Genomic DNA, 21557 nt, shown 5'->3' with positions numbered 1-21557 from the left:
ATTCTCTAGAAAATGCTAGATTTACCAGCTAATTACTTTAACCGTTTCCTTAAATAAATTTGCTTCTAGGGAATCGGGGGAACTTGTCACCACACCAGCAATTAGATATTTAATTATAACCACTTACTTAATAAAGATGATAATTATTTACTTATCTAACATTTTATCTAATCTTTCCTGAATCAATAAAGCCATAGAAGAACGTAGAAAAAATAAACCAAATAACCCCGCTAAACTGAAGGGAATAATAGCTAGTTTACTATAGTTGGTGTCTAATAAAAATATGGCTGAGACAATGCTAAATCCCAATAGACAGACATTAATTAATACTTTAATTCCCAGATAAATTCTTTTCAGAAGTCGTTCATTTTCCCGTGACTTAACTTGAAAAACTAAATTTCCTCGCTCGATTTTTTCCTCTAATTGACGGAGCATTCTTTCGTTTTTATTACCTTTTTGCCATTGTTGTTGAAGAAAAGTGCGTGCTTGATTAGCTAGGGTAAGCATTGTCTTGGTAGTTCCTCCTGATACCGCTAGACTTTTCACAAAAGGTTGACTAGCTGCTAATAAATTATACTGGGGATCTAAAGAGCGGGCAATCCCATCCAAAGTAGTGACAGATTTAATAATAAAAGTCATTTGGGGAGGTAAGCGAAAAGGTTGCTGTTTAAACATTAAATACACTTGATCGCTTATTTGTTCAAAGGCCCTCACATCTACCGGTTTATCGCGAAATTCATCCAAAAGAAACTGCACGATATTTCGCACAGGTTGCAGGTCTCTAACGGGTTCAATTAACCCCATATACATCAAAGTTTTTAAGACTGTTTCCGTATCCTTTCTCAAGACAGCGAAAAAGGTTTCGATCATTTGATCTTTAGCGACGGATTTTACCTCGAACATCGTGCCGAAATCGTAGAAAATTAACTCCCCTTCCTGACTAACTGCCATATTACCCGGATGGGGATCTGATTGAAAAAAACCATCCTGTAATAATTGTTTGAGATAGGAACAGATCCCCAGTTGAATAATCCCATCTACGTTAATACCATTAGCTAGTAAAGTCTCTCGATCATCGACTTTAATCCCCGGCACATACTCCAAAGTTAAGACCTTGCGGGTGGTATATTGCCAGTAAACTAAAGGGACTTTTACCTGGGGATAATTCTTAAAATTTTCCCGAAAGCGATCGGCATTTTTGCCCTCATGAATATAATCGATTTCTTGAAAGAGTAGCTCAAAGAATTCTTGATAGATAGCTTCTAAATTATATTTTTTCACCCCGGGGAAAATATTCAACCAACGGGTGAGACGATGCAACAATTCAAAATCGAGATTAAATAGTCCTTCTAGATTCGGTCTTTGTACCTTAATAACGACCTCTTCCCCACTTAATAACCGCGCTCGATGCACTTGTCCTAAACTGGCACAAGCGAGGGGAGATACGGTAAAACTTTCAAATAAATTATCTATGGTTTGTCCTAATTCTGTTTCAATAACTCGGATCGCTTCTTGACTATTAAATTCGGGAACTCGATCCTGTAATTTGGTTAATTGTTCGATATATTCGAGCGGAATTAAATCTGCTCGCGTCGATAAAGATTGTCCAATTTTAATAAAAGTTGGTCCCAAATTCATGAGGCGATCAACTAACCATTTCGCTCTCCTTTGCCGTTTTTTGCCCCTATTAGCCCCCGTTAAACGATCCCAGAGCAAAAAAGTCAAAAACTGCATTGTAAAGCTAAATATTTCCAATTGACGAATAATTGGTGATCGCAAGCTTTGCTGCCAATGTAAAGATTTCGAGGAATCAAAGGGAGTAAGCATCAGTTATCAGTTATCAGTGATCAGTTATCAGTGATCAGTTATCAGTGATCAGTTATCAGTGATCGGTTTCTATTGGCTGCATTGGTGAGTAATTCCTCTAAAATAAGTTGCCGAGGCCTTCAGCAAAACCGATCCACAGGGTTTCTCATAAAGATGAAGTATGGATTAAACCTTGCCCAAGTAAGGATTCCAGTCGCCAAAACTCATCTATCTGAGAAACGCTGTCAAGTATTCCCTTCCGGTTTAAGAATTCGCTGGTAAAAATCCTGATTTTCAGCTTTTAATCTCTGGGACGGGGTAAACCCAGATCTACCGCTAGACGATGACCGCAAGCAAAACCGGAAAAGGCCACCGCATTTAATCCTTGACCGGGGAAGGTACTATCTCCCACACAATAAAGATTAGGAATAGCTGTGCGATTAAAGGGCATTCCTAACAAGCCTAACAGCTTTCTTCGCGGTATTGGGCCGTAAGTGCCATCGATTCTATTCAAAAAGCGGCGATGGGTGCGAGCCGTGCCAATTTCGATATAATCTAATCCTGTATCTAGTTTGGGAAAGAGTTTTTTCAGGCGATCGATGAGACGATTAGCGGCGGCCTCTTTTTTCTGTTGATATTCTTGGGGGGGCAGTTTTTGCCATTGATCGATCCAGCTAGGGGTGAAAGTATGAATGATATGATGGTCCCGGGGTGCTAGGGAGGGATCGAGTAAGGTAGGAATAGAAACAAAGATAGTTCCCTGTTCTGCTTCCATATTTTCCCAATCTTCTAGTAAAATATGGTGACATTCGCTTCCTGATGGTAACACATCGGCCTTGACTCCCAGGTGTAAACTTAGGAAACTGGGGGATTTTTGATAGCGTTTTTGCCAATTTTTTTCGCTGCGGGGGAGAGATTCTGGGGGGAGTAGTTTCTCGAAGGTATCCCAACGGGTGGCATTAGAAACAATCTTTTTAGCGCAATATTCCTTACCATTGGTCAATCTTACCCCGATCGCCCGTCCTGCATCTAAAATAATCTCAGCTACTCTCGCTTGATACTGGATTTCACCACCAGCTTTTGCCAATCCCTCGACTAACTTGAGGGCAATCTGTCCCACTCCCCCCCGGGGATAGTTAATTCCCCCGTAATGGCGATCGCTAAAGACCATTCCCGCATTAATCATCGGAGTGCGATCGGCGGGTACTACCGACCAACAATAACACTCCATATCGATAAATTTCAATAATTTCGGGTCTTTAATATATTTTCTGGCCACATCTCCCGCATTTTGGGGTAAATACTTGACCAATCCCAAACAGGATAAAGGATGCTGGAAAAAAACCCTAGTCAGATAGCGGGGTTCTTCCAGCGATAGTAAATCCATACTATTGAGGCAATTAAACACCTGCCAGCATTCATCGTAAAAGCGCCGGATACCGGTTTTTTCTGCGGGAAAATGGCTAATTAATTCCTGTAAAAATTGTTCGTAGTCGCGGTGAACTTTTAGGTCTAATCCGTCCGGGAGATGATAATGAATCTGGACGGGATCGGCAATGGTTTCGATACTCATATCCACCGCTGCCAAAGCCTTGGTTAGGAGGTTAGTCGTCCCCTTTTTGCCAAAACCAAAAATCATCGAAGCGCCCACATCAAAACGATAACCCTCTCGTTCAAAATAACCCGCGCTGCCCCCCGGAATCAGATAACTCTCTAAAACTAGGACTTTTGCCCCTTTTGCCGCTAATTGCGTCGCTGTCACCAATCCCCCGATTCCCGACCCAATCACGATCGCATCGTACTGATTACTCATAACCCAACTTTATAAATTTTTGTTTCAGTCTTCCATTGTAACCCTTGACTAGCGGTCAGTTATCGGCTAATTTTTGGGAGCAAAAAATTTGGCGGACGATATGCCTACGGCACTAATACTGATTATGGACAATTGAAAATTAATTTAGACAGGGCAAGAAAAATCTACAGCAACTTAGAAAAAGAGCTTGAAACTTAAGCTAAATTCTCGATACTATAATGATTATGTCGGCAAGTAACCCCTATCTTGAATACTGGCAAAAACGCCAGAAAGAACAGCAGGAATATAATCAAAAATTAGCCCAAGAAGCCAGGAAAAAGCTTCCGCCAGTTATTGATTATCTAAAAGAAAATTTCCCAATTACCAAAATTATCCTGTTTGGTTCTCTAGTTAAAGGTAAGTTTCAGGAAACTTCTGATATTGATCTAGCAGTGGCTGGCATACCCCCAGAACGTTTTTTTCAAGCTTTAGGAAAAGTTAATTTAATTAGCGATCACCAGATTGATTTAAAGCCTATAGAAGACTTAGAACCTCATTTCCTTAAAAGAGTTTTGCAAACAGGAGAATGTCTTTATGCGTCCGATGAGTGCCAGTGAATTACAAGAAATCGCCCTTGATATTGCCCCGGAAGTTAATAGATTAAATCAGCTAGAAAGCCCAATGCGTTTAGTTCAAGCGGCAATGCTAACCAACCCAGCACTAGCCGATATTTGTGCCGAAAGTTTAGCCCTAAAACTCCATAACTTCTATACAGGATGTGAACGAATTTTTCAAATTATCGCTTCTGAGTTAAATGGTGGTTTACCATCTAGTTATGACTGGCATAGAAGGCTATTAAATCCTATGAGTAAACCTCAAGATTATCGTCCTGCTGTATTACGAGAAGATACGGTGTATAAACTTAATGAAATACCTCAGCTTTCGGCAGGTTGTTTGCAATATATACGGGGTTGAATTGGAAAAACAAAAATTAGAAAATCTGGTTAATAACTATTATAATACATGGCTAGAAGTCCAAGAAGATATTAATAGTTTTATCCTTTGGTTAAAAACCACAGCAGACAGTCTTAATTAAACTGATATGAAACTACTTTACACCTTAACAGCCTACCCCCCTGCCATCGGTGGAGCGCAACTGCATCAACATCTTTTAGCCCAACAACTGCACCAAAAACACCCAATCCAAGTTATTACCCACTGGAACCAAAATCGCACGGATTGGCTCCTAGGAACCACCCTGAAAGCACCCCAAAAAACTCAAAATTATACAATTGATCATATTCCAGTTCATCAAATTGGCATTAGTCTTCAGGATAAACTTAAACTCTTACCTTATCTGCCCATATATTATCCCTTAATGTCTCTTGCTCTGCCCAAAATTGCCGATATTTTAGAGAGTTATTTAACTAATTATGCCCAAGATAAAGATTTAATTCATAACGTCAGAATTGGTCGCGAGGGACTCAGTTACGCTTCCTATAATATCGCTAAAAAACTAGATATTCCCTTCGTTTTTACCCCTGTGCATCATCCCCGGTGGGTGGGGTGGCGCTACCGAGAATATATTAAACTTTATCAATTAGCTGATGCGGTGATTACCCTAACCAATAGCGAAAAACAAATCCTGATTAAATTAGGAGTAAAAGAAGACAAAATTCATACCACTGGAGTCGGTCCAATTCTTGCCGCTAATGCTGATCCCGAAGATTTTAAACAACGTTATCAAATCAATGAACCGATGGTACTTTTTTTGGGGCAACACTATCCCTACAAAGGTTATCAACAACTCCTATGGCATAGAACGAGTTAGTTAGGACAGATGCCTGAAGGCTTTACTCACAGCATCCACAAGGTTTTCACTATCATTGATAATCTGACTAACATAGTTTTTCAATCTAGCCCAGAACTTTTCAATTTTGTTGAGGTCTGGAGAATAGGCGGGTAAAAATAGCACTTCACATCCCGCTTTAGCTAACAATTTTTTGATTCTCTCTTTGGGATGAAAACTGGCGTTATCAATGATGATAATTTGACCGGGTAGTAGTTCGGGTAATATGGCATAGAACGAGTTAGTTAGGACAGATGCCTGAAGGCTTTACTCACAGCATCCACAAGGTTTTCACTATCATTGATAATCTGACTAACATAGTTTTTCAATCTAGCCCAGAACTTTTCAATTTTGTTGAGGTCTGGAGAATAGGCGGGTAAAAATAGCACTTCACATCCCGCTTTAGCTAACAATTTTTTGATTCTCTCTTTGGGATGAAAACTGGCGTTATCAATGATGATAATTTGACCGGGTAGTAGTTCGGGTAATAGCAATTGTTCTATCCACTCACACACCAACTCTGTATTACAGTACCCCTCAAACACCATTGGCGCGATCGTGGAACCACGCCACCAACCGCTGATCACACTAACTCGTTCGCTACAGTGACCTAACTTTAAAGCCTCAAATCTTTCTGATTTGTGACAATATCCATAAGGATAATCGATGGTGTTATCTATTCCAGCTTCATCAATATAGACAAATCTTTCCGGGGCATAACCTCTGATTTTTTGGAGAAACTCTTTTCGGGCTTCTTCATCTCTTTCTCTGTAGCCATAAGTTTTTTTTTTCTAGTAAATCCAATTCTTTTGAGCGCTTGACCAATTCTCATCCTACTGACTGGGTTAGCCCATTTTTGCGCCATTTTTTCTTGGGTCAAATGCCCATATTGTTCGGCCAACTTTTGAAAGGCTTCTAAATCGTCAATTTTGGGCTTCGGCCCTCGACGATAGTTAGTTTTAGCGGCCACCGTCCCAGTTTGTTTCTTCCGTTTCAGCCAGATGTCTAATGTATTACGACTAATATTGAGGGTGCGACAGACATGGCTTTTTTTCTCCCCTCGCTCTACGGCACTCACTGCTTTCTGTCTTAAATCATCACTATAGGGTGCTGCCATGAAAGCTTCTCCTCATTTCTTTTTCTCTATTATGTCCTAACTATCCCGCTCTTTGCTATACAAGCAGCTAGTCAAATTTGGCAAAAAATCCCCGAAACGAAATTTGTTTTTGTCGGTCCAAGTGTGGGCAATTCTGAACAGATTTATGCCCAATATCAAGACCATAGAATCATTCGTTTAGGTAGTGTGGATTTACAGACCAAAACCGACGCTTTGGCTGCTTGTACTCTCCTCTGTGTGCCTTCAACCCAAGAAAGTTTTGGGGGAGTTTATACAGAAGCTTGGAGTTTTGCTAAACCCGTCATCGGTTGTGATATTCCTGCGGTTGCTGAGGTTATTTCTCAAGGGGTTGATGGCTTTTTAGTCCCCCAAGAATCTCAATCCATAGCCGAGACAATTTGTCAAGTATTATTAGCTAATAATTTAGCCGCTAGTCTCGGAATAGCCGGTCAAAGAAAAGTAGAAGAAAAATTCACTTGGCAACGATTAGCAGAAAAAACTGAGCAAATTTATCGAGATTTACTAGCTAAATAAGTTAAGTCAAAAAACACAATCTTTCACTGATAAGTTAACCAATAAATGAACAAGTCTAGAAATTATGGCATCGAACCATGATCTCCTCGCTATCTTTCCGCCTCTCGAATATTGATAAAAGAAATGATCAGCGTTCAGCTTACCACCGACTAAGGGCAAGAGATTTAATCCATTTAAATTGACTTTTTTTTCCGAACCGTCAACTTTATTTGACAGTGGTTATTCTGACTTGAAAAAATTAAGTACCTAAGCAAAATTAATTACACATATCTAACCACCTCTTGCCTCTTGCCTCTTGCCTATCTTCACTAGGAAATTAATTTTGCACGACTACTTATTTAACCTACTTCCGATGATGGCTGTACTTTCTGGCCTATTTTCGGTTCCGTCCCTGCCAACAATCTTTTAATATTACCCTGATGACGAACAATCACATAGATTCCCCCCATCAAACTAAATAAAATATAGGGGAGAGGTTGACCCAAAACAACCATTAAAATATTCACCACCAGCGCCCCGATAATCGAACCTAAAGAAACAATCCGGAAAAGTGCGAGCATAACCAAAAAACTCGCCAAAGTTCCGCAAGCCACTAGGGGATTCATCACTAATAAAACCCCTAAACTGGTGGCGACGGATTTACCCCCGCTAAAATTCAAGAAAATCGATTTACTATGACCGATGACTGCCCCCAATCCTGCCCCAATAATTAACCAGTAATACCAACTTTCTGGGAGAGGATTGATATCAATAAAATATAGTCCTCGTACCAGGGCCACCGCCGCCATTCCTTTTAACATATCAATTAATAACACCGTCGCCCCGGCAGTTTTTCCCAGAGTTCTCAACACATTGGTGGCCCCAGTGGAACCGGAACCATAGTCACGAATATCGATACCTTTGCTGTATTTACCGATTAAATAACCCGTGGGAATCGAACCGAGCAGATAGGATAAAAGTAAGATAGTAAGACTGATAAGAATCGGAATAAGCATAAATTAACCCCAATTTTTAGCAAGAGCGAGCGCCGTTATCAGTGTATCAGCCCGAAGACAAAAAAACACTCACAGGGAACCATAGACGGGAATTGCCGCCCCGCGCAAGTCTTTCGCCCCTTCCCCCGCTAGAAAACAGATCACCTCGGCTAGAGATTGGGGACTTACCCAGTCCTTGGCATTTGCCTCTCCCATCGCTTCCCGGTTGCCCGGAGTGTCAATAATACTGGGCAAAACCACGTTAGCAGTAATATTAGTCTGTTTGGTTTCTTCTGCGATCGCTTGGGTTAAAGCCACTACCGCCGCTTTCGAGGCACAATAGGCGGCCAAATTTGCCCCCGGTTGTACGGCACCACGAGAACCGATAGTGACGATACGACCATAATTATGAAGTTTCATCGAGCGTAAACAGTGTTTACACAGTAAAAAAGTGCTATGGAGGTTTAAATCGAACATTTTTAGCCAATCTTCATAGCTAAACTCCTCCGTCGCCCCCATGGTAAAACCCCCGACTAGATGAATTAAAACATCGACCCGACCGAGATCATCAATTAATCTAGCCACGGCAGTTTCTTGGGTTAAATCCACCCTGACAAAGCGAATACGCTCAAATTCCGCCGCACTCAGCCGAGATTTCAGACGACCCACCTCCCTTTCCTCCCGATAGGTCATGGTCAGATGACCGCCATGGTGTAAAACCGCCGGAGTGACTCCTAAACCCAGTCCTCCCGTACCGCCGGTCAGCAATACCCGTTTATCTTTCATATTGATTGATAGATAGTCGATCGCTCCAATTATAGACGATTTAACCAGTCAATTAGGCAATATTACAGCCTTTCTCCCTGAACTAGGATTCCTTCATCGCTTGTTTTTTCTCCGCCTTCAGGTCGCGACTGCTGGCGGCGGCAATTTCCGCATCCATCAGGGTGCGTCCGGTGGCCGCTAGATAGACATCATCGAGACTAGGACGGGATTGGGCCATGCTGAACACGGGTAATCCCGATTCGGCTAGGGTTTGTTCAATTTTGCTTAAAGGATTGCTATTCGCCGCCACGATGAGATTAAGGGAGTTCCCCTGGGCGGTATTAACTATCACTTCCTCGACAAAAGGCAGACGGGATAATAACTCCTTCGCTTTTAGGGCCTCTTCCTCTGGGGAAAATTCTCGCACTTTTAGGGTAATGCGATCGCCGCCCAGTTGCTCCTTCAGTTGTGAGGGGGTACCGCGAGCGATGACGATACCATTGTCGATAATTGCCAAGTTATCGGCCAAGGCGTCAATTTCTTCGAGATAATGGCTGGTAATTAACACACTGGTTCCGGCCGCCCGCAATTGTCGCAGAAAATCCCAGACAATCAAACGACTTTCGATATCGAGTCCCACAGTCGGTTCATCCAGCACCAAAACTTCCGGCTGATGCAGTAATCCCGCCGCTAAATCCAGCCGTTTTTTGATGCCGCCGGAATAGGTCCCCGTTTTTTTGTCGGCGTATTCCTCTAATCCTAAAAGATTTATTAATTCTTTGATGCGCTCTCTTGACTTTTGAGCGGGAATGTGATACAGAGCCGCTTGTAGTTGCAACAGTTCCCGGCCCGTAAGCATTTTATCGAGGGCGACTTCTTGGGCAACGTAACCCAGGCGTTTACGGGCGGATTTGGGGTTATTCAGGGCATCGACACCCCCCACCTCGATTTTGCCGCCATCGGGTTTAGCAAGGGTACAAAGACAGCGAATCGTGGTGGTTTTCCCCGCACCATTGGGACCGAGTAAACCGAAGATTTCTGCCGCTGCCACGGTAAAGGAGATATCTTTAACCGCTGCCGTCTGACCGTAGGATTTTTTTAACTTTTTGATCGCCACCGCAAGGGTCATAAGCTGATTTTCGCCCACTTGAGCGAGACAATTTTTTTGTTAACTTTCTCGGTCTATTTTAACCCAGATTCCCCACTTCAAGGGGAAACTCTCGGCTAAAATTGGGCGTTACTTGCGATTTTATCATTCAATCCCAGCTTTTGGGGGGTAGAACCCCCACAACCCGGAGCGCATTAGTTTTTCCGTGAGATGCTTACAGCCAGTTGTTAATAAGTACCTAAGCAAAATTAATTACACATATCTAACCACCTCTTGCCTCTTGCATGAGTGCCTTTTGCCTATCTTCACTAGGAAATTTATTTTGCACGACTACTTATATTTGTATAAAACTTTTTCAGCCAGCCCTATTTAATTTCTGTTCTTGTCTCCAGAATCTCTCCCTTAGTTAACTTCTTAAACCAATACCAGGCGCATAGCACTCTAGTACATTTCCCGTCAGACTGCAACTAATTAACAGATAATCACAATGAGAACAGGCGGTGCTAACGAGATGGTGTTCTAAAATATGCTGTCTTTCGGCAAAATTTCCACAATTAGGACAGCGCACTTGTTGCAGGGTGATCATAGCAAACCTCGTTAATTAGTTATCTTCTCTATATAAAGCTAGTTTTTCTTGATCCCAATCGGTTTAAGCCTATTTTTTCCTTGATCCCCATTATGGAGTCGCTAATCTGATCTGGCTAGTAATTTTTACCAAACTTTGCAATTTTTCTTGAAAAATTTAATAATTTCTTTCTAGTGTTTTTTGCCTTGATCAGATAAGTGTCGGTAATTTTAGGGAACGGAAAGCCAGAAAGTAAACTCTTAAACTGCCGATCCCTTACTGCTATAATTACGGCTGAGATTATTGATTATCCTATGAAGTACGCTCTGGTTCACGAGTGGTTAACCCCAAAGGCGACGGGGGGATCAGAATTAGTGGTTAAGGAGATTTTACAATGTCTAGAGGCGGATTTATACGCTTTGATCGATTTTGAGTCCACTAATCCCGATAGTTATCTCTATGGTCGCTCGATCGGGACAACTTTTCTGCAAAATTTCCCGAAAGCGAGAAATGGCGTACAAAAATACTTACCTTTTCTTCCCCTGGCGATCGAGCAGTTAAATTTAGAGGATTACGATGTAATTTTATCCTCCTCCCATTGTGTGGCTAAAGGGGTTTTAATTCGACCGGATCAGGTTCACATTTGTTATTGTCACACTCCGATGCGTTATGCTTGGGATTTAACTTTTGACTATCTGGCTAATAGTAAGTTAGGACGAGGATTACCCGGTATTTTCACCCGTTATCTCTTGCATGGGTTGCGTCAGTGGGATGTGATTTCTGCTAATCGTGTGGACTATTTTCTGGCTAATTCCCACCACACCGCTAGACGAATTTGGCGCTGTTATCGACGGGAGGCAAAAGTTATTTATCCTCCCGTACAAATTGAGCGTTTTCCCTACCAAGAGAAAAAAGAAGATTTTTATTTAGTAGTCTCTCGTTTGGTTAGTTATAAAAAAGTCCCTTTAATTGTGGAAGCATTTAATCAATTGGGATTACCCCTAGTGGTTATTGGAGATGGTCCACAGATGGCTTTAATCCGACAGTTAGCCAAGGATAATATTCAGATTTTAGGGGCAGTGTCCGATCGAATGGTAGCAGAATATATGTCGAAAGCAAAAGCGTTTATTTACGCTGCTTGTGAGGATTTTGGTATTGCTTTAGTGGAAGCGCAAGCTTGTGGTACTCCCGTGATTGCATTTGCTGCCGGAGGTGCTTTAGAAACCGTGCGGGATCTGCGGGAAAATTCTCCCCAGGGAACAGGATTACTTTTTGGGGAACAAAATCCCCAATCCTTGCAGGAAGCGGTTAAATATTTTGTCGATCATGCGGATAAAATTGACCCGGAAGATTGTCGGCAACAGGCTAATAAATTTACTCCTGAAATCTTTCAAAGTAACTATAGTTTATTTGTCGAGGAACATTCAATATCTAAAAATTATTGCTAACTTTAATTAGAGCAGTTATCTTAATGGTGAGCTACGAGGTTTTCGTTTGAGGGAGTCGGTCATCGGTCGTCGATAACAAATTAGGTTACACTTTATCTTGATGAGAAACTCTGTATTTCCCCAATGATGAGGACGCAGCCAATGCGCCCAAAATGTAATATTATGGATATTTCTCTAAAGTTGAGATCTAGCCAACGCTGATAGCTTATCGTGGTGCTTGTGATGACAGAAAAGCGAGGATTATAGCCGTGCCTTGGAATCGAGTTAATCAATGGGTAGAAAAACGCTCTTTAGGGGCCCTAGAATCAGCTTATCAGAGAGCGCTCAAAATTAAAGCGATCGAAGATAAACATTTTGGGGGACAAAAAATTTCCCCGGCTGCCCTGGGAGGAAAAAGTGTTTATGATTACTTTCAAAGTACCCTAGAACGAGAATTATTACAGATACGTCTCGATTTAACTCAAGTGCGTCTGGGTAATTTTATCAATCCGCAAACTAACCCAGAAAATAATAACATCCTAGAGACTTTAAAGGTGATCGAGGATATTATCGGTAAATATCGCCTAGACTTAGAGGAATTGCTGCCCCCATTACCGAATAATCAAACCCCAAATCTGCCTAAAGCGAATCTCACTGGTGATACCTCCAGAGATAAAACTAACCAGACAATTTCTCCTGCAACCGGTAATAAATTTTTTAACTTCCAGCAAGAATTAACCCCAGAATACGAACAAACCGTTATTAAACAACTCCGTACCCTGCGACAACAGCAACGGATTGCCATTCGTTTTATCCTGATTATTATTTTAGTTCCTCTCTTGGTGCAGGTTATTAGTAGAAACTTCGTCTTTAGCCCTATTTTAAACTATTTTGGTGTGGATAGAGCGAAAATATCAGAAGTTTATATTTCTCAGGAAATTGGCGAAAAATATCTCAGGGAATTTGCTAGACTTCAAGAAATTGAAGAAATCAAGCACGTTTTAGGAGTAGTAAAAGCAGGGCATGAATCAGAAGAAAATTTTCGGGAACAGGTGCAGGAATTATTTAAAGAAGCGGGTTATGAAAGTCAAGATGGTTGGAAAAACTTACTATCCGATATCACTGGATTAATAGCCTTTATCGCCATCTTAATTTTTGGTCGTCAACAATTGGCAATTACGCGAGCTTATGTTAGTCGTTATTTTCTCAGCTTAAATGATATAACCAAAGCCTTTATCTTTATTCTCTTTACCGATATATTTGTCGGGTTTCACTCGGCGGAGGGTTGGACGGTAATCTTAGAAACTTTGTTCCGGCACTTTGGTTGGCGCGAGAATATTACATTTATTAGCTTGTTTGTGGCCACGGTTCCCGTTATCCTAGATACCATCTTTAAACTATTAATATTTAATTATCTGACTCGTAAATCTCCCACCGCCGCAACTATCCTAGAAAAGATGAACCAGTAACGCCCTATGATCCTTAGTATTGCCGATACTTTCATTAAAAGACCCGTTCTGACCACAGTTTGCTCGATTTTAATCGTTTTGATCGGAGCGATCGCTGTTCCCTTTTTACCCCTAGAAAAACTGCCCCAGTTGGCATTTATTCAGGTAGCGGTAAATGCCAACTATTTGGGAACCGATGCCAAAACCGTACAGGATAACGTTACCACGGTACTCGATCGCCAGATTAACGGGACAGAACAGATTGTTTATATGCAGTCCCAGAGTACCAACACCGGACAAAGTACGGTGAATGTCTTTTTCCCGGTAGAAATGGATCGTAACATTGCCCAAGTCTTGGTACAAAACCGCGTCAGTACCGCCGCCGCTAGTTTACCGGAAGAAGTGAACCGGCAGGGGGTGACTACCAATACCCAATCCCCCAGCGTTACCCTTGCCTACGGGATTTCCGCCAAACCGGACGAAAAGGGCAATTATCCCTACGATACGGTCTTTTTAAGTAACTTTGTCGATCGGGTCATCGATGCCGAGATTCGTCGGATCGAGGGAGTTGGTAGTACAACAATCATCGGGGAGAGGGAATACGCCCTACGTTTTTGGCTTAATCCCGATGCTTTAGCCGCTAGGGGCGTATCGGCGGAACAAGTAGTACAGGCAATCCGAGAACAGAATATTCAGGTGGGTGCGGGGACAATTGGCGGTGATCCCAGTCCCGAAGAGCAGCAATTCCAGATCGCCATTCGCGCCGTTGGTAGGGTTGCCACCGGGGAGGAAGCAGAAAATATCGTCGTCAAAGTCGGGGAAAATGGCGATTTAATCCGCATTAAAGACGTAGGACGCGCAGAAATCGGAGCCGAAAGCTACAGTACCGCCGCCTATTTCGACAAATCCCCCGCCGTCGTCTATATCGTCTATCAGTTACCCGGTTCCAACGCTTGGAATACCGCCAAACTGGTAAAAGAAAAAATGGCGGAACTAGAACCAAGTTTCCCCCCGGGGTTAAATATCGCCATTACCCTCGATAATACCGCCTTTGTCGCCGCTTCCCTAGAAGAAGCCCTTGGCACTCTGGTGGAGGCGATTTTACTGGTTATTCTAGTGATTTTTATCTTCCTTCAGGATTGGCGCACCACGATCATTCCAGCGATCGCTATTCCCGTATCTTTGATCGGAACCATGGCCGTCGCCCTCGCTTTAGGCTATTCTCTCAATAACCTCTCCTTGTTTGCCGTCATTCTGGCCACCGGGTTAGTGGTGGACGACGGCATCGTGGTTGTAGAGGCGGTATCGGAAAAATTACGACAGGGAATGCGGCCATTTCAAGCTTCCCTCGATGCCATGGGTGAGTTAACCTCGGCGGTAATTGCCAGTTCTCTTGTACTATTTGCGGTTTTTATTCCCGTCACCTTCTTCCCCGGTACGGTGGGGATCGTTTATCGACAATTTGCCGTCATCATCTCCGCTTCAATTCTGATCTCCACCTTTAACGCCCTCAGTTTTTCCCCCACCATGTCTGCGATTATCATGAAACCGCCCCAAGGCACCCGCGGACCCTTGGGACTGTTTTTCGAGGGCTTTAATCGGGGTTTCAACGCAGTTAAAGAGGGCTATCGACGCTCGATCGAATTTCTGATCCGCATCCGGTTTCTGGTTTTACCCTTTTTTATCGCCGCCCTCTTTCTCACAGCTTGGAGTTACAATACCACTCCCCAGGGTTTTATCCCCGAAGAAGACCAAGGTTATGCCTTCGTTTTGGTGCAAGCACCCCCCGGGGTTTCCCTGCGCTACACCGACCAGGTTATCCGTCAGATTAACGAAGAAATTCTCGACGGTATCGAAGAAATCGAACACTTTGTCGGTATGGCGGGCTTTAGTTTTGCCGGAAGTGGCAGCAACCAAGGGCTATTTTTTGTCAAGTTAAAAGAATGGTCGGAACGGCCCGGGGAAGATAAGTCGGTTTTCGGGGTTCTGCGGAAAATTAACCAACAATTAGCCACTAAAGTCCCAGATGCTCGCGCTTTCGCCGTTAATGCGCCCCCCGTGGATGGATTAAGTTCTACCGGCGGTTTCGAGTTATTTATCCAAAACCGCGCTTCTTTCCCCATGGACGCTTTGATTGCCAACGCTAATAAAGTCATGGCCGAGGCCCGAACAAGACCAGAATTATCGGGAATTTTCACCCAATTTACCACCGACACGCCGATGCTGGAACTTTCCATCAATCGCAACCAGCTACAGGCGCAAAACGTCGATATGCAGGCCGTTTTCGGTACCCTGCAAACCTATCTCGGTTCCAACTTCGTCAACCAATTCGTCTTAGGCGATCGCTTGTATCGAGTCTTTGCCCAAGCAGAAGCGGATTATCGTTCTAATCCTGAAGATATTAACCGTCTTTACGTCCGTTCCCGTACCGGGGCCAATATTCCCCTATCGGGTTTAGTTAGCGTCAAACGCTTCACCTATCCACCGATTATCACTAACTTTAACCTCTATCCCTCGATTAACGTTCAGGGTAGTCCCGCCCCCGGTTTTAGTACGGGACAGGCGATCGCAGTGATGGAAGATGTTTGTCGGAAAGTCCTGCAGCCCGGTTTCGGTTACGCTTGGACGGGTACGGCTTTCCAAGAAAAAACTTCCGCCGGGGCTGCCCCAATTATCTTCGGATTAGCCTTTGTCGTGGTTTTCCTCGTACTCGCAGCCCAGTACGAAAGCTATATCGACCCGATTATCATCATGATTACCGTTCCCCTAGCGATCCTAGGTGCCATGGGGGCCTTACTGTTGCGGGCGAATTTCCTACAAGTGGGTAGTCTCTTCCCGACGGTGAATAATAACATCTATGCTCAGGTGGCTTTGGTCATGTTGATCGGTTTAGCGGCTAAAAATGCCATCTTGATCGTGGAATTCGCTAACCAGTCCCGTACTTTGGGTTTAAGTATTCCCGATGCGGCAGCCCGGGCCTCGACGGAACGCTTAAGACCGATTCTGATGACGGCTATTTCCGGTTTAGTCGGTTTCTTGCCCTTGGTTATCGCTTCCGGCGCCGGGGCGATGAGTCGTTGGTCTCTGGGAACTGCAATCCTAGGCGGTTATCTGATTTCCACGGTGTTGAGTTTATTTCTCGTCCCGGTGTTGTATGTGCTGATCAAACAGTTCGAGGCCCGATTCCTCTCCTCGAAACCCCCGAAAAGTGGCGGTTCTGGCGGCAAAAAAACCCCTTCTCTCGATGGGGAAAGGAATACATCAGAAACCCCCATAGAAGAAGGGGCCATTTCCTCTTTGAAAATCTCTCCTCAGTCCCCGAATGACTAGGGTGTTAGGAGACTTTTTCAGTGATAACTGATAACTGATAACTGATAACTGAAAATAATGAGTCTAGAATCCACTGCTAATGAGGCGATCGCTCATAATTTAGAGCAATTCCTGCTGGTTTTGACCATTTCCTTGAGTGTCGCCACTTTATCGAGAACCGTTGCCTTCCTCCGCAAAATTCCCTACACCCTGCTGTTAGTTATTGTCGGTATGGGTTTAGCTTTTTTAGATTTGCGTCTAGTTAATCTTTCCCCAGAATTAATTCTGGAAATTTTTCTGCCTCCCCTCCTTTTTGAAGCCGCTTGGAATATTCCTTGGGCTAAATTAAAGGAATATTGGGTTACTATCGTCCTTTTTGCCGTTATCGGGGTAATTATCTCCGTTTTGGGAGTCGCCTATCCCCTACATATCTTTGCTAATTTACCCCTATCGATCGCGTTTCTCTTGGGTGCTGCCCTAGCTGCCACCGATCCCGTCTCTGTGATTGCCCTATTTAAAGAATTGGGGGCCAGTAAAAAACTGACGATCCTGATGGAAGGGGAAAGTCTCTTTAATGATGGGGTCGCTGTGGTGGCTTTCGTCCTCTTGGTGGGGATTCCCTTGGGAGTCGATACCTTCTCAATTCCCGTGACGATCGCTCGTTTCTGCACCTTTGTGGGGATTGGCATCGGTGTCGGTTGCGTGATCGGTTTCGGCATTTCCTACCTTACCCAACGCTTCGATCTGCCTTTCGTGGAACAGTCTCTCACCCTAGTTTCTGCATACGGAACCTATCTCGTCACGGAAAAATTAGGCGGATCTGGTGTGATTGGGGTGGTGATTGTCGGGATTATTCTCGGTAATCTCGGTTCGCGCATTGGTATGAGTCCCCGCACGCGCCTAGTAGTTAGCGAATTTTGGGAATTTATCGCCTTTTTTGTCAATTCCATCATCTTTTTACTGATCGGTGATCAAACCCGTTTTGAGAGTCTTGGTAGTCACTTAACCGGGATTTTAATAGCGATCGCTGCTATGGTGGTTTCCCGTCTGTTCTCAATTTTTGGACTAGGGGGAATTAGTAACCTAATTACGGGTAATAGGATCAGTTTCAAGGAAAGAACGGTGTTATGGTGGGGAGGATTGCGCGGTTCGGTTTCGATCGCCCTAGCGTTAAGTGTTCCTACGTCTATCCCCTACCGTCAAGAAATTATTGACGTGGTTTTTGGGGTGGTTTTATTTACTTTATTGGTGCAAGGATTATCTATACAATGGCTGTTAAATGCCCTCAATCTTATCGGTGATCAACCGATTCGGAGCGAATATTCGGCCTTAATTGCTCGTCAAATTGCCTTAACTAGGGTTGCCAATTATCTGCAACAACCAGAACGTTTTCCCGATATCGATCCCGAATTTTATCGCTATAAAAAAACTCTGGTGGAAGGACAATTAAAGTCCTTGGCAGATCAGTTGCAAAAATTACTACAGGAACATCCACAATTAAAAGATGTGGTGGCCGAACAATTTCAAGATACTTTACTCGATATAGAAGCTAATACCTACGCAGAATTAATTCGAGCCGGTCGTTTAAATGAAAATCTCGTTCCCCTTTTAGTCGAGGTAGAAGAAGAAAAAGAGATGGTTTAATGATCAAGTCATGGGAAATCAAAGAATTTTTGCTAAAAATTGCTGAGTTCGATCGGATTGAGGATTATTAAAAAATTCTGCTGGGGGGGCAATTTCCAAAATTACACCCTGATCCATAAATACCACTCGATCGGCCACTTCTCGCGCAAATCCTACCTCGTGGGTGACACAAACCATGGTCATCCCCGATTTGGCTAAACTTTGCATCGTTTCCAAGACTTCTCGCACCATTTCTGGGTCTAAAGCTGAGGTGGGTTCATCGAATAACATCACCTTCGGCTGCATGGCTAAAGCGCGAACAATTGCCACCCGCTGCTGTTGTCCTCCCGATAACTGAGGGGGATATTTAAGCGCTTGTTCGAGAATACCAACTTTTTCGAGGAGTTTTGTCGCTATTTCCTCCGCTTGCGCTTTTTTCCAACCGCGCACCCACATCGGACCAAGGGTGACATTATCTAATACCGTCAGATGGGGAAATAGGTTAAATTGTTGAAAAACCATGCCAACTTCCTGACGGATTGCCTCGATATTTTTCAGGTTGTGGGAAACAGTTATCCCGTCAATAATAATGCGGCCTTTTTGATAGGATTCTAACCCGTTAAAAGTGCGGATAAAGGTGGATTTTCCCGAACCAGACGGACCCATAATCACGACAACTTCCTGTTTATTAACGGTGAGATTGACTCCCCGTAAAGCATGAAAGCGGTTATCGTACCATTTTTCCACCGCTTCGGCAATTATAATCGGTTCACTGTTGTGAGATTCCATATTTTTGAGAGTTTATTGATTATCTGTATCGGGAAACCACTGTTTCTCAAGAATTTGTGTCAGAGAGTAGGGACAAATTATCGGTAAATTTTTTAATCCTGTCTTTTTTTCGGCAATTAAGCGGGCGTTTTCATAGATATTTTCCAACTCTAGTTCTAGAAATTTGCTTAAATTGGTGGTGAACTTATCTTCTAATTGTACTCGAACAGTGATCATCTCTGCCGCCCAATGATTACTATTTCTTTTTCTTTCTGTTGTCCAAAATTGATAGATTAGGAGATGGATTATTATTTGTAAACTTAAACTTTTAACAGCAGTTTTTTCGCTTCGTCCCAAAGCTGCCAACTCCTCGATTAAATGTTCGTAATCTACCCAATCAAACTGGCGATTTTTTAATAACTCGATCGTCTCGATTAACCAGCGATCATACTCCCGTTCATAAAGCTGTTCTAAAGCAAGCATTGTCTTTGACAAAATGGCGACAGAAGAAAAATAACCCGTTCCTAGAAATGATAGCACAAAATATCCGGATGGCACTGTATTAGTGTAAATATTTGTGAATCAATGATGATGACAGTAAAAAATGCTTGACCCTGAGGTAAAAAAAAGGTTAAATTATGGTTAGGCTGAGAAGATAACCCACACATCCTAGATAATGAGGCTATCATGGAAATCGATAAACTCAAAGAAATTGCTCAAAAAGTTGAAACCTCTCGTTCTCAAATCCAAAACGAACAGGCAACCAAAACAGCTTTTATTATGCCTTTTTTGCAAGCATGGGGTTACGATGTGTTCAATCCCATGGAAGTTCACCCCGAATATAGTGCCGATTTAACTGGATTAAAAGGGGAAAAAGTAGATTATGCTATTTGTTTGGACAATCAACCGATTATTTTGATGGAATGTAAAAGCTGTCATCAAAATCTTGAGCATCCTAAACATAGTTCCCAACTGCATCGATATTTTAACGCAACTGGAGCTAACTTTGGAGTTTTAACTAATGGGATTATCTATCGGTTTTATACGGATATCGTCAAGGATAATATCATGGACGATAAGCCATTTTTTGAGTTTAACATCCTCGACTTTGACGACTCTTCCGTTAACGAATTAAAACGATTTTCTAAATCTAGCTTTAATTCTGACGAAATAGGAGAGGTTGCTCGCAATTTATTGTACACCAAAGAAGTTAAAAAAGTGATTGCCCAGCAATTAAGTGATCCTTCCCCCGAATTTGTTAAGTTTTTTGTTAGTCATGTATATTCTGGGGTGAAAACTGCATCGGTTGTCGAAAAATTCAAAGAAATTATTAAGCGTTCTCTCAAAGAGTATATCAATGATATCATCAAAGAAAAATTTGAGGAAGTCTTAGGAAAAGAACCTGAACCAAATCCTCCTGATACACCAGCAGCAGAAGATACTCCACCAGAAGAAACAGGGGAAGATAAAATTAATACGACCCCCGAAGAATTGGAAGGATTTTACATTATTAAATCAATTCTACGGGAAGAAATCAATACCGCACGCATTCAATTCAAAGACACTAAAAGTTATTTTGGTATCAACTTAGATGGAAAAGTAACTAAAACAGTCTGTCGTCTGCGCTTCCATGAAAGAACTGGCAAGAAATCAATCAGTATTCCCGATAACGTCGAAACTGGTAGAGAAGCAACCACTAATATAAACAGTCTTGATGAAATTTATGGAGTCGCTGAATTTCTGAAATCTCGTATCCGCTATCTGACTCAAGATACTTATAGAAGCAAGTCAGAAAAAACAGAAAGTATCTAAAATAATTATCCCCTATCTCTTTAATGACCGATAGGGGTTTTTAATGATATCATTTTTAGTAATCGCTGATTATGGTTGTAAAATTTTATCTAGGGATAGGGGTGCATCTCATTTTTGTCAATCTACTAAGTTGGGATTTTTAAGGGAAAACTCTCGGCTAAAATTGGGCGTTACTGCCGATTTTATCACTCAATCTTTCCTCTGGAGCGGCGTACTGCTAGGCAGTCCCTTCGCCATGGCACTGATAACCTAGGCCGCATAAGTAGGGAGGCACAATTATTTGTAGGATGGGTTAGCGGTAGCGTAAACTATGCGGGCGTTGGGTTTCATGCTTCAACCGTTCGGACCTCGGCGTGAGCTTTTGTCGAACGCAAAAGCTCACGGCCGAAGCCCAACCTACGTTCATCTTATATTTAATTCCACCCACCCACTTAACGCCAAAGTTATGCCCAGATCCCTCATAGCCTGTATTATTCATGAAAATTTGGGAAAATACTCAAAAGCCTTGCTAGGAAAATCATTCAGGGCTCTAGCTAAAAAACAGACTGTTTTTTGAGACCCTCTCATAATCAGGGTTTTGGCAATTGGTGAATAATTCAGGATAGATTCTTCCACCTCAGCGATCGCCTACACCCCTTAATTATAAAGATTTGTTTAGCT

General features: G+C 42.7%; 21 protein-coding genes and 1 pseudogene. 11 read left to right on the top strand and 11 right to left on the bottom strand.

Features of this window, described 5'->3' with window-relative positions; translation table 11 throughout:
• Positions 1-147: 147 nt before the first annotated feature.
• Positions 148-1827 carry an ABC1 kinase family protein gene (locus RAM70_RS14900; protein WP_312674390.1) on the bottom strand — a complete coding sequence of 560 codons (1680 nt, stop codon included), beginning with the start codon at positions 1825-1827 and terminating at the stop codon, positions 148-150.
• A gap of 280 nt (positions 1828-2107) precedes the next feature.
• Entirely contained in the window at positions 2108-3619 is a 1512-nt protein-coding gene (gene crtH, locus RAM70_RS14895) for a carotenoid isomerase (RefSeq protein WP_045357023.1), read from the bottom strand.
• A 224-nt stretch (positions 3620-3843) separates the two neighbouring features.
• Between crtH and RAM70_RS14890 the strand changes: the two genes are divergently transcribed.
• Genes RAM70_RS14890 through RAM70_RS14880 form a run of 4 tightly spaced genes read left to right on the top strand, consistent with a single transcriptional unit; the run spans position 3844 to position 5429 of the window.
• Positions 3844-4215 (top strand): nucleotidyltransferase family protein, encoded by a 372-nt coding sequence (locus RAM70_RS14890; protein ID WP_045357019.1) that lies wholly within the window; start codon positions 3844-3846, stop codon positions 4213-4215.
• Complete coding sequence (locus RAM70_RS14885) at positions 4193-4573, top strand: ribonuclease toxin HepT-like protein (protein WP_312674387.1); 381 nt, start codon at positions 4193-4195, stop codon at positions 4571-4573. Before RAM70_RS14890 ends, RAM70_RS14885 begins: the two co-directional genes overlap by 23 nt.
• A 1-nt stretch (position 4574) precedes the next feature.
• Positions 4575-4694, top strand: a complete 120-nt coding sequence (locus RAM70_RS22990; RefSeq protein WP_341853586.1) for a hypothetical protein — start codon at positions 4575-4577, stop codon at positions 4692-4694.
• Positions 4695-4700: 6 nt separating this feature from the next.
• The gene (locus RAM70_RS14880; protein WP_312674385.1) at positions 4701-5429 is read left to right on the top strand and encodes a glycosyltransferase; all 729 of its coding nucleotides are present in this window, start codon (positions 4701-4703) and stop codon (positions 5427-5429) included.
• Here the strand turns inward: RAM70_RS14880 and RAM70_RS14875 are convergent, their stop codons facing one another.
• From RAM70_RS14875 to RAM70_RS14865, 3 genes and pseudogenes are all read right to left on the bottom strand, one after another.
• Complete coding sequence (locus RAM70_RS14875) at positions 5430-5648, bottom strand: transposase (protein WP_376750919.1); 219 nt, start codon at positions 5646-5648, stop codon at positions 5430-5432.
• A 44-nt stretch (positions 5649-5692) separates the two neighbouring features.
• A pseudogene (locus RAM70_RS14870) lies at positions 5693-6178 on the bottom strand (IS630 family transposase); the annotation flags it as partial.
• A complete protein-coding gene (locus tag RAM70_RS14865) occupies positions 6124-6564 on the bottom strand; it encodes a helix-turn-helix domain-containing protein (RefSeq protein ID WP_312673834.1) in 441 nt (146 codons plus the stop codon). The gene RAM70_RS14865 and the pseudogene RAM70_RS14870, both read right to left, overlap by 55 nt.
• Between RAM70_RS14865 and RAM70_RS14860 the strand changes: the two genes are divergently transcribed.
• On the top strand, positions 6541-7098 hold the full coding sequence (locus tag RAM70_RS14860; RefSeq protein ID WP_312675939.1) for a glycosyltransferase family 4 protein: 558 nt from the start codon (positions 6541-6543) through the stop codon (positions 7096-7098). The two genes, RAM70_RS14865 and RAM70_RS14860, sit on opposite strands and share 24 nt — an antisense overlap.
• A gap of 338 nt (positions 7099-7436) precedes the next feature.
• Here RAM70_RS14860 and plsY read toward each other — a convergent pair whose 3' ends face one another.
• From plsY to RAM70_RS14840, 4 genes are all read right to left on the bottom strand, one after another.
• A complete protein-coding gene (plsY, locus tag RAM70_RS14855) occupies positions 7437-8093 on the bottom strand; it encodes a glycerol-3-phosphate 1-O-acyltransferase PlsY (RefSeq protein WP_045357015.1) in 657 nt (218 codons plus the stop codon).
• 69 nt (positions 8094-8162) lie between these two features.
• Positions 8163-8858 (bottom strand): 3-oxoacyl-ACP reductase FabG, encoded by a 696-nt coding sequence (gene fabG / locus RAM70_RS14850; RefSeq protein WP_002798601.1) that lies wholly within the window; start codon positions 8856-8858, stop codon positions 8163-8165.
• 82 nt (positions 8859-8940) lie between these two features.
• On the bottom strand, positions 8941-9966 hold the full coding sequence (locus RAM70_RS14845; protein WP_312674382.1) for an ABC transporter ATP-binding protein: 1026 nt from the start codon (positions 9964-9966) through the stop codon (positions 8941-8943).
• Between the two features lie 385 nt (positions 9967-10351).
• The gene (locus tag RAM70_RS14840; protein ID WP_002798263.1) at positions 10352-10531 is read right to left on the bottom strand and encodes a hypothetical protein; all 180 of its coding nucleotides are present in this window, start codon (positions 10529-10531) and stop codon (positions 10352-10354) included.
• A gap of 293 nt (positions 10532-10824) precedes the next feature.
• Here RAM70_RS14840 and RAM70_RS14835 point away from each other — a divergent pair, with 293 nt between their 5' ends.
• The 4 genes from RAM70_RS14835 to RAM70_RS14820 all read left to right on the top strand — a co-directional run bounded on the left by RAM70_RS14835 (position 10825) and on the right by RAM70_RS14820 (position 18338).
• Positions 10825-11958: a glycosyltransferase gene (locus tag RAM70_RS14835; protein ID WP_287999234.1), complete on the top strand. Its 1134-nt coding sequence runs from the start codon at positions 10825-10827 to the stop codon at positions 11956-11958.
• Between the two features lie 248 nt (positions 11959-12206).
• Positions 12207-13406, top strand: coding sequence for a membrane protein (locus RAM70_RS14830; RefSeq protein ID WP_045357006.1), 1200 nt, complete (start codon positions 12207-12209; stop codon positions 13404-13406).
• 6 nt (positions 13407-13412) lie between these two features.
• A complete protein-coding gene (locus tag RAM70_RS14825) occupies positions 13413-16715 on the top strand; it encodes an efflux RND transporter permease subunit (protein WP_312674377.1) in 3303 nt (1100 codons plus the stop codon).
• Between the two features lie 57 nt (positions 16716-16772).
• Positions 16773-18338, top strand: coding sequence for a cation:proton antiporter (locus RAM70_RS14820; RefSeq protein WP_312674375.1), 1566 nt, complete (start codon positions 16773-16775; stop codon positions 18336-18338).
• A gap of 18 nt (positions 18339-18356) precedes the next feature.
• Here the strand turns inward: RAM70_RS14820 and RAM70_RS14815 are convergent, their stop codons facing one another.
• Complete coding sequence (locus RAM70_RS14815; RefSeq protein WP_190381608.1) at positions 18357-19106, bottom strand: amino acid ABC transporter ATP-binding protein; 750 nt, start codon at positions 19104-19106, stop codon at positions 18357-18359.
• Positions 19107-19118: 12 nt separating this feature from the next.
• Entirely contained in the window at positions 19119-19568 is a 450-nt protein-coding gene (locus tag RAM70_RS14810) for a DUF29 domain-containing protein (protein ID WP_045356997.1), read from the bottom strand.
• Positions 19569-19772: 204 nt separating this feature from the next.
• Between RAM70_RS14810 and RAM70_RS14805 the strand changes: the two genes are divergently transcribed.
• Positions 19773-20897 carry a type I restriction endonuclease gene (locus RAM70_RS14805; RefSeq protein ID WP_045356994.1) on the top strand — a complete coding sequence of 375 codons (1125 nt, stop codon included), beginning with the start codon at positions 19773-19775 and terminating at the stop codon, positions 20895-20897.
• A gap of 43 nt (positions 20898-20940) precedes the next feature.
• Complete coding sequence (locus RAM70_RS14800; protein ID WP_072024758.1) at positions 20941-21150, top strand: hypothetical protein; 210 nt, start codon at positions 20941-20943, stop codon at positions 21148-21150.
• The last annotated feature ends 407 nt before the right edge of the window (positions 21151-21557 follow it).

The organism is Microcystis wesenbergii NRERC-220, from assembly GCF_032027425.1.
Lineage (GTDB): Bacteria > Cyanobacteriota > Cyanobacteriia > Cyanobacteriales > Microcystaceae > Microcystis > Microcystis wesenbergii_A.
The sequence above is the reverse complement of the archived record's forward strand: the minus strand, read 5'-3'. Positions and strand labels throughout refer to the sequence as shown.

What these genes read in the sequence shown, in the direction of transcription:
- crtH (WP_045357023.1), bottom strand. Translation starts at nt 3,619, where the DNA reads ATGAGTAATCAGTACGATGCGATCGTGATTGGGTCGGGAATCGGGGGA.
- RAM70_RS14800 (WP_072024758.1), top strand. Translation starts at nt 20,941, where the DNA reads ATGATATCATTTTTAGTAATCGCTGATTATGGTTGTAAAATTTTATCT.
- RAM70_RS14885 (WP_312674387.1), top strand. Translation starts at nt 4,193, where the DNA reads ATGCGTCCGATGAGTGCCAGTGAATTACAAGAAATCGCCCTTGATATT.
- RAM70_RS14805 (WP_045356994.1), top strand. Translation starts at nt 19,773, where the DNA reads ATGGAAATCGATAAACTCAAAGAAATTGCTCAAAAAGTTGAAACCTCT.
- RAM70_RS14880 (WP_312674385.1), top strand. Translation starts at nt 4,701, where the DNA reads ATGAAACTACTTTACACCTTAACAGCCTACCCCCCTGCCATCGGTGGA.
- fabG (WP_002798601.1), bottom strand. Translation starts at nt 8,858, where the DNA reads ATGAAAGATAAACGGGTATTGCTGACCGGCGGTACGGGAGGACTGGGT.
- plsY (WP_045357015.1), bottom strand. Translation starts at nt 8,093, where the DNA reads ATGCTTATTCCGATTCTTATCAGTCTTACTATCTTACTTTTATCCTAT.
- RAM70_RS14810 (WP_045356997.1), bottom strand. Translation starts at nt 19,568, where the DNA reads ATGCTTGCTTTAGAACAGCTTTATGAACGGGAGTATGATCGCTGGTTA.
- RAM70_RS14825 (WP_312674377.1), top strand. Translation starts at nt 13,413, where the DNA reads ATGATCCTTAGTATTGCCGATACTTTCATTAAAAGACCCGTTCTGACC.
- RAM70_RS14840 (WP_002798263.1), bottom strand. Translation starts at nt 10,531, where the DNA reads ATGATCACCCTGCAACAAGTGCGCTGTCCTAATTGTGGAAATTTTGCC.
- RAM70_RS14815 (WP_190381608.1), bottom strand. Translation starts at nt 19,106, where the DNA reads ATGGAATCTCACAACAGTGAACCGATTATAATTGCCGAAGCGGTGGAA.
- RAM70_RS14890 (WP_045357019.1), top strand. Translation starts at nt 3,844, where the DNA reads ATGTCGGCAAGTAACCCCTATCTTGAATACTGGCAAAAACGCCAGAAA.
- RAM70_RS14835 (WP_287999234.1), top strand. Translation starts at nt 10,825, where the DNA reads ATGAAGTACGCTCTGGTTCACGAGTGGTTAACCCCAAAGGCGACGGGG.
- RAM70_RS14820 (WP_312674375.1), top strand. Translation starts at nt 16,773, where the DNA reads ATGAGTCTAGAATCCACTGCTAATGAGGCGATCGCTCATAATTTAGAG.
- RAM70_RS14845 (WP_312674382.1), bottom strand. Translation starts at nt 9,966, where the DNA reads ATGACCCTTGCGGTGGCGATCAAAAAGTTAAAAAAATCCTACGGTCAG.
- RAM70_RS14865 (WP_312673834.1), bottom strand. Translation starts at nt 6,564, where the DNA reads ATGGCAGCACCCTATAGTGATGATTTAAGACAGAAAGCAGTGAGTGCC.
- RAM70_RS14900 (WP_312674390.1), bottom strand. Translation starts at nt 1,827, where the DNA reads ATGCTTACTCCCTTTGATTCCTCGAAATCTTTACATTGGCAGCAAAGC.